Origin of the sequence: Methanofastidiosum sp., from assembly GCA_013178285.1 — an archaeon.
Taxonomy (GTDB): Archaea; Methanobacteriota_B; Thermococci; order Methanofastidiosales; family Methanofastidiosaceae; genus Methanofastidiosum.
On sequence record JABLXD010000011.1, the window covers coordinates 41,035 to 57,469 of the forward strand.

Here is a 16,435-nt window from a genome sequence, read left to right on the forward strand (position 1 = left end):
TTGGACGCATGGGAAAAGGTTAAGGAGTTATCTGCAAAACAGATAGAGAACACTCTTAAAGTTTGGGGGGTTGACCCTACGACGCCTAGAGAGCAGATTATTGACTCTCTAAAGGTAGCTTTGGAAAAAGAAAGTAATATAGAATCTGTTTTTAATTCATTGTCTCTTAAGGAAAAGGAATTTCTAGGTATTTTACTTATGGCCGGGGGTGTTAAGAAACAGCAAGACGCCCAAAATATTTTCATTGAAAAATACAGCTTCTGGACATTTGAAGAAGTTATTAAAACTCTCGAGACCAACCTATTAGTTTTGGATGGAATGGATGGGATAATTAAGACTTATGTTATAAATCCTATGCTAAAAGAAAAATTAATCAATACCTTCAAGAAGATCCCTGAAGAGATACCTCTCGATAGTTTACAGATTAGAAAAGATAAAAATCTTCTTATTTCAGATCTTATTATTTTTTTATCCTTTGTTGCAAAAGAAGAGTTGAAACTCACAGCCAAAAAGGAAATATCAAAAAAAGACCAAGAGCGATTCATTGAAAAGCTCCACATAAAAAATGAGTCAAGGTCCCAGTTTATCGAAAGTCTTGCTCTTGATTTTGGCCTAATCAAGATATCTGGAGATCAGTATATACTCACCGATAAGATTAATGAGATTCTCCCTATAACAGATGAAGACCTAATTCGATTGTTCTTCAAGTATATCTTTTTCGGACTTGAGAGCATTGAAGGTTTTAAGAGAAAGGAAATTTTCATAAGTAGGGTAAATGAGCTCAACATTAGAATCGTCCTTGACGCGATTAAGAAAGTAGAAGTTGGAAAAAATATCTACATTAAATCTTTTATTAAAAAATTACAGAATATGCTATTTGATGAAAAAGATGAAAATCGTTGGATTTATTTTGACGATAAATTCTTTGAAAAGGTAATATCTGATTATCTACTGTGGTTGGGGATAGTCGATGGCGGGTTTAAAGATGGGAAAATGATTTCTTTCTCGCTCACTGAGTTTGGTAAGGAGCTTTTGACTTTAGAAAGAAAAGCTTCAAAAGAGCCCACAATTTACTTAGATAAGAGCAATAAAGTAGAGCAGAAAAAGATTCTTTTCATGACTCCAAACTTTGAGATATCTGTTTTATCTGAAGAGATAGATAAAATTGCGCTTTTTGATTTGAATAGATTTGCCGACATACAGAAAGCTGATATAGTAAGTTTGTATCAGATAACGTCAGAAACGATTATGAAAGGTATCGAATCTGGATTTTCTCTTGATAGAATAATTAGCTTTTTGAAAAAATACTCTTCTAATGACATACCTCAGAATGTTATATACCAACTTAGGGACTGGGCTTCTAAATATGGGAAAGTAAGGGCCTTCAAGGGTATATTCATAGTAGTAAATGACATGCCTCTATTCTTGGAAATAAACAAGAGGATCCAAAATTATATTGAACAGTCTATCGAACCAAACATTATTCTGATAAAAGAAGAGAATATTCCAAAGATAAGAGAGATTTTGGAGAAGAATGGGATATTTATACAGATTCACATTGAAGGATACGATGAAAAGAAAGAATCCTTTCTAGAAAAATCTTCTGAAAATATTGATTTGAAATCTGAGATCAAATCTATTAAGGAAGGGTACTTAACTGGGTTAAAGAAAGAAGATACGGAATATTTCTTTAGAGAAGAAGGATTTGAAAGGAGTATGGATATCAGGCCAAATATAACAAGAGACTTAATCGAAGCATCAAAAAGAAAAAAATCTGTTCTTTTATCATATTTTGATCTTGAGGACAAGGTATCTAGGACATCAAGGATCAATCCCTTAGGCGTCGTAGTGGCAGAGAAGAGATATCTTGTTGGATATGACACAGCTGAAAAATGCATCAAAGCTTTGAGGGTTGATGTAATATCTGACCTCTCCATAGAAAACAATGAATTTTTAAGGCCTGATAACTTTACAGTTAAAAACTGGTGGAGAAAATATGGAAGAGACTATTCTGAGTCTAAGAAAAAGGATATCCCAATTCCTAAATAAAGATTACAAAATATTTTTTGTAAACTCTGCAACATTTGGTCTTTTTTCTATCCTTTTTGATTCTAACATATCTAGAATAGGAATACCCGATCAGGGAGGATTTAAGGGTTTCCTTGAGATTCCAAAACTACTGAAAAAAAATTATATTGAAATGCCTACTGATAATGGGGTCATTGTTCCAAGATTTAAAAAAGAATTTGATGTTTATTTATTCTCCTCGTTATCCGGGTACTTAAAATCTAATCCTTCTAAAAAGATTTGTGAAGAATTAATGAATCAGGGGATTATTTCAATTGAAGATATATCTGGGGTATTCTCAGATAAAGAATTTGGCTGGGCCGATATAGTATATTGTTCAACAGGTAGCCCAAAGATATTGGAGTGCGGATACGGTGGATTTGTCGGAGTTTCTTCCGACATCGACCTTGAAGAATCAGAAAAAGTAATGGCCCTTTCAAAAATGCCTGAAAGTTACTTCCTAAAACTTATCGATGAAGTTGAAAATTCAAAAGAAAAATTGGATGCATTAAGGGATATGGCACAAATATTCCATAAATCTTCGCTCGACATACCCTATAATGATCCCAAATCATTTTCTATTTTTGTTAGAAATGAAAATCCCAATAAGACTCTTGAGGCGTTAAACAAAGAAATTAAACCAAAAAGTGGGAAATCGCTTTTTACCAAGTGCCCAAGGTACGATCGCACAAAAGAAAAAGGTTTTGTAATAGAAACCATCAAACTTTATGGAATGGAAAAAAATGAGATAAAAGAGCTTTGTGAAAAGATAGAAAAGTTCATTTCATAATTCTGTAGAGAATCAATCCAATAGGTACTAATAACAAGGCTAAATATTGATAAGGGTATTCTTTTCCGAATTTATTTTCCATTAGGATTTTAAGATTATCTGTATTTTCAGAAGGGGAATTAAATAGATATACCTTATTCTTTCTGATTAAAACATACCCCTTGCCCCATGTAGAAGTGAACGAGTAACCATCGATCCCATTGTAAGAATACTCCTTGGATTCTTGAATCTTATACCCGCCCCTCGAGGCTAAGAATTCATTCAGTAGTAAGGAAGCTGAATTTTCATCATAACATATGAATTCAACGAGATTTTCTTCAAAGCCTTGAAAATAGATTCTGTATCCTTCTTTTAGAAAAGGTTTAATCTCCTTAGGAATATCTCCATCATTTAATGGGACTATAAGAGAAGTCATTTCACAAGAAATTGGAAAAGCTGCTATTAGTAGAAGTAGAATAGCACCCATTATTTTCATGGATGATATCCTAATGATTAGTTTAAAAACTATTTGGCACAAGCCATATAAAAAAAATACTAAATTTCATTTCATGAAAAGAAGAACCCATATAGCTTTGGGCATGTTATCGGCTGGCATCACCATACTTATCCTAATTGCCATTGGGATAAAGACGGAGTTACCTTTAGGAGATCTTATTATTCTTGGAGCTATTTTTGGGATTCTTCCGGACCTAGACATATTTATCAAAAAGCACAGAAATGGATTTACACATTCTATATTCACATCAATTTTAGTATTTTCTAGTATTCTAATCTTATCTGTAATCGAATACGGGGGGTTTTTTTCTAATTTTTTCACATGGGATTCTGCTCTTGTTGCTTCAATTGCCGTTTTTTCACATACTCTTGCAGATAGCCTCACCTCATGGGGTGTACCATTGTACTATCCTTTTGGCAAGAGAAAACATGTTCATTTCCCCTTGATTGGGGGACGATTAAGGTATGATAATTCTTTTGCAAATATGGCAATAGAGATTTCTTCAATTTTTTTACTTATACTGATAGTTGCAACCGGGATATTTACAGGATTAGAATCTTCTCCTGAAAATTCCATTAAATTAGTTAGAGATATAATAAGTTACTTCTAGTCGTTCCATAAAAAGTTTTAAATATCTAAATTCATTATTATAATAGGTGATATAATGGTTGTTGCTTTTGCCCTCATCGTGGGGGATGCTGGAAAAGAAAAGAAGATACTTGAAAGTCTAAAGAGTATGAAGGAAGTTGAGGAAGCATATATTGTATATGGCGAATATGACATCGTTGTTAAGGTAAATGTGGAGCAGTTAAAAGACCTTGATCCGTTCCTTACAGAGAAGATTAGGAACATTGATGGGGTCCAAATGACTTCAACAATGATTGCATTATAAGCTCTAAAGAACCGGCTAATAGGTTATATTTTTTATTTAATATGTTGCATATTGAGCTAAGGATATCTAAATTAGTATTATTATTGATGGCCGGTTCTAAAAGGTTCTTTCAGTATATTTTAAATTAAAGTATTATTATTGAATTCTAATATATTTTCATTTATCTAAAACCTTATATATAATTTTAGTCCAAAAAATGTTATATTTTAATTATCCTTGTAAGACATTATAATGATTTGCATATATTTTTATATTAGGTAATATTATGGAAAAAGATCAGAAAAAAACTCTTAAATTCCTCTCTTTATTGTTAACATTCTTTTTTGTTACTGCTTTCTTATCTGTTAATCCTACTTTTTCCGAAAATCAGCAACTTGAAATTACTTATCTCAAAATTGATGTAGAGATAATGGAAGACCGATCCTTAAAAGAATCGATTGATATAATTATCTATCCAAAAGAAGAAATTGAGTTTAATCTTTACCTCCCAAATGATTACAAAAACTTAGATATTTTATTTAATGATGAGTTGCTTAATACTACATCAGGTCAGAAAATAAAATTAATACCTAATGAATTAAATAGTATAAAGGTAAGCTATACCTTATCAAACGCTATTGAGGTAAAGAAAAATGATCTAATCTATACGAGGGAGTTAGTTTACCCGAATGTCAAAAATCTGATTTTTAGAATAAAACTTCCACAAGCATATGGGGTTAATAGCGAGGATATTTCTTCAATTATCCCAGAACCTACATACTTACAAAGTGACGGTAAACGAATCATTGTTCTGTGGGAGATGAAGTCACCTCAAACTCCAACGATGTTTAAAATTAAATATAGCTCGCTTGTGCAAAATAACGGATTTGGTACCACTATCCTAATCCCTTTGGCATTTGTCATGATATGTTTAATTTCAATAGGGGTATTTCTTTTTTATAGGTCTTCACATAAAGAGCCAGATGTTAAAATTCCGCCTTCTCTTCTTTCAGAGGATGAAATGATTATATGCGACATATTGAAAAATGAGGGTGGCAAGATGAAACAAAAAAGGCTATCTAGTTTAACAGGATTTTCAAAAGCCAAAATTACTAAAATTCTAACAAATCTTGAAAAAAAGGAGCTTATTGAAAGAGAACCGATTGGTAGAACATTTGTCATTACTTTAAAAAAGAAAATTGACCATTAGTTTTTTATAAGAAAATTAATGTCTTAAGTTAGGTGTATATATGGTCTTAGACTCCCTTTCAGGCGCTTTAAGCGGGGCATTGAGAAAGTTAACAAAGGCAGGCGTAGTCGACGAATCTCTAATTAAGGAATTAGTCAAGGATATTCAAAAAGCACTTTTATTATCTGATGTTAATGTTAAGCTAGTTTTTGAACTATCAAAAAATATAGAATCAAGAGCGATGGAAGAAAAATTGCCTAAGGGCGTGTCTAGAAAGGAACACATTATAAAAATTGTTTACGAAGAGCTTTCAAAGTTTATGGGCTCAGATACCAAAAAAGAACACCTCCCCGATAAGAAGGGAAAAGTAGTCCTCATGGTTGGTATCCAGGGAAGCGGAAAGACTACAACTACTGGAAAACTTGCAAGATTCTACCAAAAAAGAGGTTTTAAGGTAGGCGTCGTTGGAGCCGATACGTGGAGGCCTGGGGCTTTTGAGCAGTTGAAACAGTTCTGTTCTGAAAATAACATACCTGTGTTTGGCGATCCTAAAGAAAAGGACAGCATTAAATTGGCAAGAGAAGGGGTAAAACACTTTAAGGAAAAAGTTTCAGACATAATCCTTGTCGATACAGCAGGAAGGCATAGGGAAGAAAAGGGCCTTATAGATGAGATGACGGAAATCTCTACTACAATTAATCCTGATGAAGTTACACTTGTTATAGATGGTACGATTGGTCAGCAGGCTTTCGTTCAAGCTGAAGGATTTGCAAATGCAACTAACGTAGGATCTATAATAGTAACAAAGCTTGACGGTTCAGCAAAAGGTGGAGGGGCACTATCTGCTGCAGCAGCAACAGGCGCTCCTATTAAATTTATTGGAACTGGGGAAAGAATCGATGCCATCGAACCGTTCGATCCGAAAAGATTTGTTTCACGATTATTGGGTCTTGGGGATCTTGAGACTCTTTTGGAGAAAGTAAAAGAGGCTTCTGAGGCAGAAGATTATTCAAAACTTGACAAAGATAAGATTCTATCGGGAAAATTTGATCTTTTCGATATGTATAGCCAACTTGAGATGGTAAGTAAGATGGGGCCATTGAAACAAGTTTTATCTATGATACCTGGAATGGGTTCAAATCTACCAACAGATATGGTTGAAGTTGGAGAAGAGAAACTTACAAAGTTTAGGATAATAATGGATTCAATGACTATGCAGGAAAAGAAAAATCCTAAATTAATTAACCATGAACGTATAAGAAGAATTTCAAGAGGTTCTGGTACAAATCAGGGAGATGTAAAAGAACTTCTAAATCAGTACGCAATGATTAAGAAGTTCTTAAAAGGCATGAACAAAAGACAACTAAGAGGAATGAAGGGAAAAATGCCTATGATGCCACCTGGCTTCGAAATGTAACTTATTATGATATACTTTCTAGGAAGGAAGAAGCCCAAGAAGGGGCGCCGCCGATATGGATGTGTAGATATGATCCGATACATTTGTTTCTTATTAATCCATCCATACCATTATTAATGCCCTTACCCCTTATTATCTTGTATGCAAAATCCTTTTGCGGTATAGGCTCCATTTTAGAATAATGAAATTCGTGACCTTTAACTATATCTTTTAAGAAGAAATGTTTATCGGTGGGTTCAGCAATAACATAGCTTAGTCCTTGCTTACTTTTTTTCATTAATGTTCCTTCATCAAATATTCCCGCCATAGGATATTTTTTATTCTCTACTTCAATGTATTTGGATAATACCATTAGTCCACCGCATTCGCCATATATCGGTTTTGATTCTTCAAAAGCAGATTTTAAATCTTTTAAAAAACTAGTATTATTGGAGATGTTTTCTGGGTATATTTCAGGGTATCCACCTCCGATATAGTAACCGTCGGCGTCAGGTAAATTATCCCCTTCGGTAGGTTTAAAATATGATATTTTAGCCCCATTTTCCTCTAAAGCTTCGATGTTTTCTTTATAGTAAAAGCTGAAGGCCTTATCAAATGGTATACCAATAGTAATTCTATTATTTTTTAATTCTGGATTTATTTGAAACAAATGCCCTTCTTTTTTTTCTAAATCTTCTGCTTCTTTGGCTATATCTTTTATTTTATTAATGTCAATGCTATTTTCAATCTCTTTTCCAAGATTTTCCATAACTTCTTCTTTATCTTCTCTTTCAATTAATGGAACGAGTCCAAGATGCCTTGAGCTTAGTGATATCGCGCCACGTTCAACATAGCCCACAATTTCAACGTCAGTAAAAGTTTCTATAGCTATTTTTAATTTCTTAAAGTGCGTTTCGTCTCTAACTTGATTTAGTATAACTCCCCTAATTTTTACATTTGGATCTAGAGCTTGAAATCCTTTAATGTAAGCGGCAGCACTTTTTGTCAGTGAACGAGTGTTCATAACTAGGATTACAGGAGAATCTAAAATCTTTGAAACGTGAGATGTCGAGCCCACTTCACCTATTGGATCTATCCCTTCGTACAGACCTCTCACACCTTCAATTATAGCTATGTCTTTCTTTTTGGTACCTCTTTGGAAATTCTCTATCAGTGCATCTTTTTCCATAAAAAAAGTATCAAGATTCCTCGAGAAGTTTCCTGTGGCAAATCTGTGATATATGGGGTCAATGAAATCTGGCCCTACTTTGAAAGGCGCAACATCATTTTTCTTTGATAAAGCTTTCATTATTCCACAAGAAATTGAAGTCTTGCCAACCCCAGATGCAGTTCCAGCAATTACGACCCTAGGTATGTTCAATAGAGGCCTCCAAGTATTGATCTTATTTTTTCATCTGTTGTTGGATTTGGAACTTTAGCTTTTTTATTTTCAAAAATTTTTTCTCCAATCTCTTTAAATTTTAAATTTAGAGGATCATTTGGATATTTTTCTAGAACAGTTTTACCCTCAATTTCACTTTCATATATTTTGGGATTTCTTTCAACAGCTTTGATCATTTGAGAGTCTATCTCTTCCGCATAAGATTGAATTTTCTCTTCTTCTTTCTGGATGCCCCTCATATTGCCTATTATTCCGCCCATCTTTACTTTCAAATTAAATAATCCCTTTGCAATATTATTTGCCGCATATATTGAGAGATACTCTCCACTTGTAACTATGTAGATCTCATCTGCATACCCTTCTCTTGCTGGGCCTGCAAAACCCCCGCATACAACATCTCCGGGGACATCGTATATTACAATATCAAATCCTTTTTCAAGGTAGTAATCTTTGTTAAGAGTTTTTAAAGCAACTAGAATCCCTCTTCCTGCACAGCCTACACCTGCAGCGGGGCCTCCCACCTCAACACCTTTTACTCCATTATACCCTTCAAAAACTAGTTTATCTGGGTCGGTAATCCCTTTTTTGTATAAATCTAGCACTGTATCTATTCTTCTACCTTCAAAGAGATTAATAGTACTGTCACTCTTCGGATCACAACCAATAAGTAATACCTCGTATCCTTCGGAAGCTAAATTAACTGAAAGATTTGAAGAAATTGATGATTTTCCTATTCCACCTTTTCCATATATCGCAATCTGTTTCATTGAATCCCTGCAGCTTTTCTTATTGCCTCACCAAGTTCACTAAGAACTATTTCCCTTGTACCCATAACAGTTGAGTGTGAAGCAATTTCAACTGTCACATATTTATATCCTGCATCTTCTAGCGGGTGTACTTCTCTTGGGCCATTTGTGACTGCTATTGATTCTTTATCTATAAGAGGCAAGGCTTGAGGTATACCTACTGCAACAAGAAGGTCAAAATCCTTGTCATTAAGATATGATATTGCATTTTTACCAGCTATAGGATACTCGTCCATACCTCCAGAAATAAAATCAATAGAAATTTCATTTGATTCAAACTCTTTTTTGATATCCTCGGCATATCTTTTGATTCTTGAGAGTCCTACTTCAGTAGAAAGATTACCTACGTTTATAATTGATCCGCCTAGTTTTTTAGAGGCCAAATTTATTGAAAGTGGAACATCAGCAAAAAGGTATGCAGTTTCTTTCTTTGCATTTAGAATAACTGCTATTTTTTTATTATCTTTTAATAGATTGACTATATATTCTGCAACAGTTTTAAGTTCTGCACCTCTTGAGGGCCTAGTATACTTTGATTTTGCCATACCGCTATTTGATTCGACTTCAGTTGCTAAAAGAAGCATCTTTTCCTGTCTTTGAAACTCTTTTTCATCAATTAGGCCAAATTCCATTGCAGCTTTCAAAGTTTCTATTGCCCCTCTTGTATTTGCCCCCATACAACCGTGAATTTCAACAAAGAACGCTTTATCCTTTAATCCAGAATCAATTATAGCTTTCTTTACATTCTCCCCAATAATCATGCTCACACAAGAACCAACAACTCCTATTGTCCTCGGTGAAAAAAGCTCATCAACTTCATTCAATACTTCGATTAGTTTATCGCTGGCACCAAAAATTAAATCCTCTTCAGACATAGAAGTCGTTACAACTTTCATACCGTCTTCCTCTAATAATCTAGCTGCACGAAATCCACATCCAGAGGGCCCATGTAATACTGCAACATCAACATCAAGATCTCTTAATGTGTACAAGGCTGCAACTATCGGATTAGGTCTTGGAGTCAAAATATTCATCTTATCACTTACCACATTCAATTAAAAGGTCCCCTTTTTGTATATTTAGTTCAGTGCTATTTTTTAGGTATTTAAATCTTTCAAAATCATAGTCTCCCACTAAAAATGCATTGTCTATAAGATTTCCAAATTCTCCAATTACACTATCTAATAGATAGACATCTATTTTTTGGCAATGTGATACATTAGTTAAATCAATACATAGATTAATGTTTTTATAAAACATATCGTAATTCTTTTTTAGAAGAGATAAAATATATCTTAGACTTTCTTCTGAGAATCCTCCAGATTTATCGATTATTTTAGTATAATTATTTTCAGTAACAACTGATAGCCTATTATTAACACCTTTATAATTTGACATATGATAAGAAGCTTTTTCTAGATTTTTGTTGAGTATCTTTAAGGCCATAAAGCTAAACAATATAGGATTTAGATAACCTACTATAATATAATTCCCGTTAAATTTGGATTTCAATTCTATATCTTTAAAAAAAATACTAGTACTAACATCCTTCCCGATTTCTAAATAATCCGGAATTTCTATTTTTACATCTTCCCATATTCGAAAAACATCTTTTTCATATTTATTAGCTAAATCATTTGCAGTTTTATCTTTCAAATCGATAATAATATTTTCTTTTGATAATTGAAATAATTGCTTTTTTGCATCTAGAGAATTACCATTCCCGCCTTTTATGTTATAAATTGGATTTATACTTGTTAGAATTGATATATTGCCCACTCCACATACCCCTAGACTCTCTTCAAAAACTTGGCATCTCGAGTAACCATTAGACAATATTTTTGCCGTATATCCAGCAGATATAGAATTTGTTTTTTCTATTGACTTAGTTTCACCATTTAGAAAACTTTCAAAACCTCTTGAAGAGTTTAGCAACAATTCTTCTTCAAATGACAGAAGAAAAGCTAAGGTATATGCAGTTGTTGTTTTACCCTTTGAGCCTGTTATCTCAATTGTATTATTTTCGCCGTTAAATAGAAAATTTACTAGTTCGTGGTGAGTTAATTTAGCATTGTTAGAAAAAGAAGAAAGAAAATGATCGGGGCAATGGACAGGATATGAGACGGTGTAGTCTGGATAATGTCCATCAACAGATTCAAAAACCCTAATTCCTTTTTGGTTGAGTTTTTGTCGTTTTTCCCCTCTCTTTTGATATATGTCATAGACAATTACTTCGTAGCCTTTATCTTTAAGGATAGAAGCTAGGTAATCTCCTCCATGATTTATATCAAGTATAATGAATTTTTTCATTAATATTTTTCCTTTACTCTGTCCCAAAGAATCTCAGCAATTCTTCTGTCAGGTCCGATGGGTTCACAGTAAATGAGTCTAACCTTCTTTCCCTCAATATCGATTGTACTTTTTCCGTTTTCGAAACCACCGACTTCACCAGGTATATCTTCTGTTGTATGGACACCTTTTGCCAAAAAAACTGGAACTATGTACAATTCATCAGCCCCTTTTTTTACGGCACTTTTTACTGCGTCCATTATCTTTGGAGTATTCATTTCCATAAATCCAATCTCAATAATATTTCCGTCGAAATATTCTTTAAAAATTTCAGATAATTTTGTTAAGAGCTCTTTGTTGTAGCTGAGCCTACTTCCATGTCCAACTAATATTGCACCTTTCATTTATTACACCTCAAACGTATCGTGTTACTTTATTTAGATTTTGTGTTACTTATCATACTTTCTAGGACTTTTAAAGTTTTTGTTGAAAGGATAAGTTCCAATTGGGTTAAATTAGTACCAATTAAAAGTCTATCGTTTTCCATGACAAAGTTTTTATACGATAAATACATACAGAAAATAGATATTTTAGATTAGAGTGATTTTATGTCTAAAATTTTAATAGTGGAAGATTATAAAGATTTATCTGAATTTTACCAAGAATTCTTAGAAGGAGATACTTTATTTACCGCTTCAGATGGCGAATCGGCTGTATCCCTCTACAAAGAACATAAGCCAGATATAGTCCTTATGGATTTAAAACTTCCAAAGAAAAGTGGGATTGATGCGACTAAGGAAATTATCCAAATTGATCCAAAAGCAAAAATAATTGCAATCACTGCTTATGGCTCTACTATAGGCTCCAAGGCTTTAGAAGCAGGAGCTAAAGAAGTTTTGAGAAAGCCAGTTAGATTTAACGAGCTGAAAGATATAATAGAGAAATATAAATCTATTTAGTTTTTATATACTAGTATAATCGAGGTAATGAATTGGTCTCTAAAAATGAGGGAAAAGCCTATGATGCACTATGGGACAATACTACCTACAAAGCTATAACAAATTATCGAGAAGGTAAGTACAACGAAGCTGCAGAACTTGCAAAGCTTTCTATTGATATTGCAAAAAAATCTACGGGAAAGATAGCACCAAAGTAGCAATTTCTATGAACAATCTCTCATTGATATATGATGTTCAAGGAAAATTTGCCGAGGCCGAATCTCTTTCTATAAACGCATTAGAGATATGGGAACATAATCTAGGCCCAGATGATCCTGACATTGCTACTTGCCTGAACAATCTTGCAGGGATATACGTATCAAGAGGCAAATATAAAGAAGCAGAACCTTTATACAAAAGATCTTTAGAGATTAAGGAAAAAGCATTTGGCCAGAACCATCTAGAAACTGCTACAAGCTATAACAATTTGGCTGACCTTTACCGTTTAGAGAAAAGATTTAATGAAGCAGAGTCTCTATACAGAAAGGCTATTGAGATTTTTGAACATAATAAGAATGTTAAGGATCCAAATATCGGCTCTTCTTTGAACAATCTTGCAGAAATATATAAGATTAAGTGCCAGTATGACGATGCACTAAAACTATACAAGAGGGCATTTGAAATTTGGAAGATTGCTTATGGTCCCGACCATCCCGACATTGCAACAGCCATAAATAATATCGCCGGAATTTACTATCTTGAAGGGAATTATGAAGAAGCTGAAAAACTTTACAGGGAAGTCTTGATGATCGATGAAAAAACTTATGGGCTAAATCATCACTATAATGCCATGACCTTTAATAATATTGCTTTGGTAAAAGAAGGGATGGGGCAATATGACGATGCAGAGCGTTACTTCAAAGAAGCAATAAGTATATGCCAAAATACTTTGGGCGAAAATCATCCTTCTTTCGTGACTTTCTTAAACAACGTTGCAGGATTATACCGGGCAAAAGAAAGGTATGAAGAAGCAGAATTTTATTTCAAGAAAGGGCTTCTAGTTTTGGAGAAAGTATTTGGCAGTGCTAATCCTGATGTAGCAATGGCAATGTTGAATCTCGCCGAGATGTATGAATCCCAAGGTAGAACGGAAGACGCAAAAAGATTTTCTGAAAGTGCAAAAAGTATATACAAAAAAGCCTTCAAGAATGGCTAAATTTTCTATTTAATATTTACATTTTGAACTAAGCGGGCATTCTTTGCAATTTGGATTTTTTTTCTTACATATATTCTTTCCTAATAATACTATAAGCCCATGAAACTCTTGATATAGCAATAATTCTTCAGGAATCTCTCTTATTATATGATTCTTTAGATTTTCATAGTCAATTTCTTCTTCTATGATACTTAATCTTGAGTATAATCTCTTTGTATATGCATCCACAACAAATTCATTTTTTTCTGCAGCATAAAGAATAATGCTATCTGCTGTTTCTCTTCCTATTCCTTTTAATTCTAATAGTTCTTTTCTTAGATTTTCCTTATCTTTGGCAAATAGTAAATCAAGCTCTCCATTATAATTTTCTATGAGATATTCTGAAACTTTTCTAAGTCTTTCTGCCTTTTGATTAAAAAAACCACTAGGCTTAATTAGTTCTTTCAGAGTGTCCAAAGGTAATGATACTATGCCCTCTGGTGTAAGAACATTTGCTTCTTTTAGATTTCTTAATGCCTTTTCTACATTTGTCCATGTGGATTGTTGAGTTAAAATAGCGCCAATAATGACTTCAAAAGGCCCATCTTTGGGCCACCAGCTGCCAACTTCACCAAAATGATTTTTTAAAATATTATATATTTCGAAACTATTCATAGAGATGCGTACTCCAATGCAAAGTACGATATTATTAAATCTGCTCCAGCACGCTTTATTCCTAAAAGCAACTCTTTGATTACTTTATTTTCGTCTATCCAACCCATTTTCGACGCTGCTTTTACCATCGAATATTCTCCACTAACATTATATGCTGCTGTTGGCATTTCAAACCTTTCTTTTACTCTATAAATCACATCAAGATACGGTAAAGCAGGCTTCACCATAATTATATCTGCGCCTTCTTTAATATCAAGCTCAACTTCTCTCAAAGCTTCCAATATATTTGCCGGTTCCATTTGGTATGTTCTTCGATCTCCAAAGACGGGTGCAGAATGTGCGGCTTCTCTAAAAGGTCCGTAAAATGAAGATAAGTATTTTGCAGCATAGGACATAATCAAAATATCCTCAAAAGAATTTTTATCCAATTCTGCCCTTATTGCTTTTACTCTTCCATCCATCATGTCGGATGGGGCCACTATATCTGCACCTGCTTTTGCATGAGATAATGCAGTTTTTGATAATAATTTAAGTGTATCATCATTTTTTATAGTTCCCTCGCAAACTATCCCACAGTGACCATGTGAAGTGTACTGGCAAAGACAAATATCCGTTATTATAAGAAGGTCTGTTTTTTCTTTTATAGTCCTTATGGCCTTTTGAACAATCCCTTTATCGTTATATGCTTCACTACCAACCTCATCTTTTTTGTCAGGCATACCAAAAAGTAAGACTCCTGGAATTCCAAGATCCTCGACTTTTTTTGTTATGGATTTCAACTCTGAAATGGGATACCTAAATTGTCCAGGCATAGACGGTATTTCTTCAACTTCATTTTTTTCATGGACAAATATGGGATAAATTAGATCACTTGAGTTTACATCGTGTTCTTTAAGTAGTTCTCTTAATTTTTCATTTTTTCTTAGTCTTCTTAATCTAACTTCTGGAAAGATTCTACCGCCTCCAAATTATTGTATACCTTCTCCCTTAAATCTCTGACAGGTTTGTGAAGTACCTTAGAAACGATGGCCTTTGTAAGATCTTCTATAATCATTATTTCTTTTTCATTATTTGTTCTTAACATCTTTAATGCCCTATCTAGCTCTGTTTTCCTTATATCTTCAGCTTTCATCCAGACATCCGCTATATATGGCTCTACAAACATTCCCTTGAGACTAGTTTCAAGTTTCTTTAATTCTTCTTCTACTATTAAGGAGGCTTTTTCTGCTTCTTCTCTCCTTATTTCCATATTCTCTTTTGCTATCTCTGAAAGAGAGTCAATATTGTATAAGTGAACACCTTCAATTTCTCCGACCGATTCATCAACATCTTTTGGTATAGCAATATCAATAATAACAAGATCTTTATTTAGTTCTTTAATTATTTCTTTGATATCGCTTGCATGAATTATTGTGTGAGGTGCAGAAGTTGCAGTTATAACAAGATCTGAAACTTTGATGTGATCTATTAGATAGTCAAATTTTAATGCTTGGCCTCCGATAGTTTCCGCAATATTTCTTGCTGTTTCATAATTTCTATTAGAAACATATACTCCTTCAACACCTTTCGATGAAAGCGACTTTGCAATGAGGCAACTCATCTCCCCTGCTCCAACGATTAATATTCTTTTATCCATTAATGATCCAAATATTTTCTCAGCAAGTTTAACTGCAGCACTACCAACGGAAACTCCTCCTTTAGAAATATCCGTTTTTGTTCTTACAAGTTTTCCCACTCTTATTGCTTGATTAAAAATTATATCTAATAAAGAATCTGTTGAACATTCGCTCTTACATTCAAAATAATTATTTTTAACTTGGGATAGAATCTGATTTTCACCAATTATTAGGGATTCCAAGCCTGAAGAAACTCTAAACAAGTGCCTTATTGCTTCATTTCCACTAGAAACTTCTAAATAATTCTCAACATCCGGGCTTATATCTTTCAAAAGTAGTATGATCCCTTCTATAGATTCCCCTCTGTCCGCTACAGCATATATTTCTGTTCTGTTGCATGTATTTAATATGACACATCCTTTTACCCCAGTTTCACAGCATATTTGCCGCATAAGTTCATTTCTATGTTTTTTTGAAAAGGAGAATTTTTCTCTTACATGCACGGGTGCATTCTGATAAGTAATTTTAAAGTTTAATAGGAACATCTATTATCCTCTCTTTATTCTTCCATAGGCCTCATCAAGGATTTCTCCTTTTTTTCTAGCATTAATTAAGTTTTTTGCTTCCTTTTCCTTACTATCGATAAATTCAGTTAATTCTTCTTTAAGTTTTTTGGAATAGTATGGGCATTCGCCTTTGGTTGAT

The 16,435-nt window shown here is 33.6% G+C and carries 18 protein-coding genes and 1 pseudogene; 9 read left to right on the plus strand and 10 right to left on the minus strand.

Going from position 1 to position 16,435, the window contains the following annotated elements; translation table 11 throughout:
- Positions 1 to 2,049: a WYL domain-containing protein gene (locus tag HPY60_05170; protein ID NPV50571.1), complete on the plus strand. Its 2,049-nt coding sequence runs from the start codon at positions 1 to 3 to the stop codon at positions 2,047 to 2,049.
- The gene (locus HPY60_05175) at positions 1,997 to 2,857 is read left to right on the plus strand and encodes a hypothetical protein (protein NPV50572.1); all 861 of its coding nucleotides are present in this window, start codon (positions 1,997 to 1,999) and stop codon (positions 2,855 to 2,857) included. The genes HPY60_05170 and HPY60_05175 overlap by 53 nt, the downstream gene beginning before the upstream one ends.
- On the opposite strand, the gene HPY60_05180 is transcribed toward HPY60_05175, so the two are convergent.
- The gene (locus HPY60_05180; protein NPV50573.1) at positions 2,847 to 3,332 is read right to left on the minus strand and encodes a hypothetical protein; all 486 of its coding nucleotides are present in this window, start codon (positions 3,330 to 3,332) and stop codon (positions 2,847 to 2,849) included. The genes HPY60_05175 and HPY60_05180 overlap by 11 nt on opposite strands.
- Before the next feature lie 73 nt (positions 3,333 to 3,405).
- Between HPY60_05180 and HPY60_05185 the strand changes: the two genes are divergently transcribed.
- The 4 genes from HPY60_05185 to ffh all read left to right on the plus strand — a co-directional run bounded on the left by HPY60_05185 (position 3,406) and on the right by ffh (position 6,830).
- Entirely contained in the window at positions 3,406 to 3,963 is a 558-nt protein-coding gene (locus tag HPY60_05185; GenBank protein NPV50574.1) for a metal-dependent hydrolase, read from the plus strand.
- 54 nt (positions 3,964 to 4,017) lie between these two features.
- Positions 4,018 to 4,245: an Lrp/AsnC ligand binding domain-containing protein gene (locus HPY60_05190; protein ID NPV50575.1), complete on the plus strand. Its 228-nt coding sequence runs from the start codon at positions 4,018 to 4,020 to the stop codon at positions 4,243 to 4,245.
- Between the two features lie 265 nt (positions 4,246 to 4,510).
- Positions 4,511 to 5,434 (plus strand): MarR family transcriptional regulator, encoded by a 924-nt coding sequence (locus HPY60_05195; protein ID NPV50576.1) that lies wholly within the window; start codon positions 4,511 to 4,513, stop codon positions 5,432 to 5,434.
- Between the two features lie 40 nt (positions 5,435 to 5,474).
- A complete protein-coding gene (gene ffh, locus HPY60_05200; GenBank protein ID NPV50577.1) occupies positions 5,475 to 6,830 on the plus strand; it encodes a signal recognition particle protein in 1,356 nt (451 codons plus the stop codon).
- 4 nt (positions 6,831 to 6,834) lie between these two features.
- Here the strand turns inward: ffh and cfbB are convergent, their stop codons facing one another.
- Genes cfbB through cfbA form a run of 5 tightly spaced genes read right to left on the minus strand, consistent with a single transcriptional unit; the run spans position 6,835 to position 11,710 of the window.
- Positions 6,835 to 8,184, minus strand: a complete 1,350-nt coding sequence (gene cfbB / locus HPY60_05205; protein ID NPV50578.1) for a Ni-sirohydrochlorin a,c-diamide synthase — start codon at positions 8,182 to 8,184, stop codon at positions 6,835 to 6,837.
- 2 nt (positions 8,185 to 8,186) lie between these two features.
- Entirely contained in the window at positions 8,187 to 8,978 is a 792-nt protein-coding gene (locus tag HPY60_05210) for a P-loop NTPase (GenBank protein NPV50579.1), read from the minus strand.
- Positions 8,975 to 10,042, minus strand: coding sequence for a Ni-sirohydrochlorin a,c-diamide reductive cyclase catalytic subunit (cfbD, locus tag HPY60_05215; GenBank protein ID NPV50580.1), 1,068 nt, complete (start codon positions 10,040 to 10,042; stop codon positions 8,975 to 8,977). The genes HPY60_05210 and cfbD overlap by 4 nt, the downstream gene beginning before the upstream one ends.
- A gap of 13 nt (positions 10,043 to 10,055) precedes the next feature.
- On the minus strand, positions 10,056 to 11,327 hold the full coding sequence (locus HPY60_05220; GenBank protein ID NPV50581.1) for a hypothetical protein: 1,272 nt from the start codon (positions 11,325 to 11,327) through the stop codon (positions 10,056 to 10,058).
- Entirely contained in the window at positions 11,327 to 11,710 is a 384-nt protein-coding gene (gene cfbA / locus HPY60_05225; GenBank protein ID NPV50582.1) for a sirohydrochlorin nickelochelatase, read from the minus strand. Before cfbA ends, HPY60_05220 begins: the two co-directional genes overlap by 1 nt.
- 204 nt (positions 11,711 to 11,914) lie before the next feature.
- Here cfbA and HPY60_05230 point away from each other — a divergent pair, with 204 nt between their 5' ends.
- Genes HPY60_05230 through HPY60_05240 form a run of 3 tightly spaced genes read left to right on the plus strand, consistent with a single transcriptional unit; the run spans position 11,915 to position 13,460 of the window.
- Positions 11,915 to 12,265, plus strand: a complete 351-nt coding sequence (locus HPY60_05230; GenBank protein ID NPV50583.1) for a response regulator — start codon at positions 11,915 to 11,917, stop codon at positions 12,263 to 12,265.
- 32 nt (positions 12,266 to 12,297) lie between these two features.
- Complete coding sequence (locus tag HPY60_05235) at positions 12,298 to 12,462, plus strand: hypothetical protein (GenBank protein ID NPV50584.1); 165 nt, start codon at positions 12,298 to 12,300, stop codon at positions 12,460 to 12,462.
- A gap of 8 nt (positions 12,463 to 12,470) precedes the next feature.
- On the plus strand, positions 12,471 to 13,460 hold the full coding sequence (locus HPY60_05240) for a tetratricopeptide repeat protein (protein ID NPV50585.1): 990 nt from the start codon (positions 12,471 to 12,473) through the stop codon (positions 13,458 to 13,460).
- Between the two features lie 9 nt (positions 13,461 to 13,469).
- On the opposite strand, the gene HPY60_05245 is transcribed toward HPY60_05240, so the two are convergent.
- The 4 genes and pseudogenes from HPY60_05245 to HPY60_05260 form a co-directional block, all read right to left on the minus strand.
- Positions 13,470 to 14,114 carry a hypothetical protein gene (locus tag HPY60_05245; protein ID NPV50586.1) on the minus strand — a complete coding sequence of 215 codons (645 nt, stop codon included), beginning with the start codon at positions 14,112 to 14,114 and terminating at the stop codon, positions 13,470 to 13,472.
- On the minus strand, positions 14,111 to 15,067 hold the full coding sequence (gene hemB, locus HPY60_05250) for a porphobilinogen synthase (protein ID NPV50587.1): 957 nt from the start codon (positions 15,065 to 15,067) through the stop codon (positions 14,111 to 14,113). Before hemB ends, HPY60_05245 begins: the two co-directional genes overlap by 4 nt.
- A pseudogene (locus HPY60_05255) lies at positions 15,046 to 16,275 on the minus strand (glutamyl-tRNA reductase). The gene hemB and the pseudogene HPY60_05255 overlap by 22 nt, the downstream one beginning before the upstream one ends.
- Positions 16,276 to 16,278: 3 nt before the next feature.
- Positions 16,279 to 16,435: hypothetical protein (locus HPY60_05260; GenBank protein ID NPV50588.1), on the minus strand; the 157-nt coding region annotated here is incomplete at its 5' end.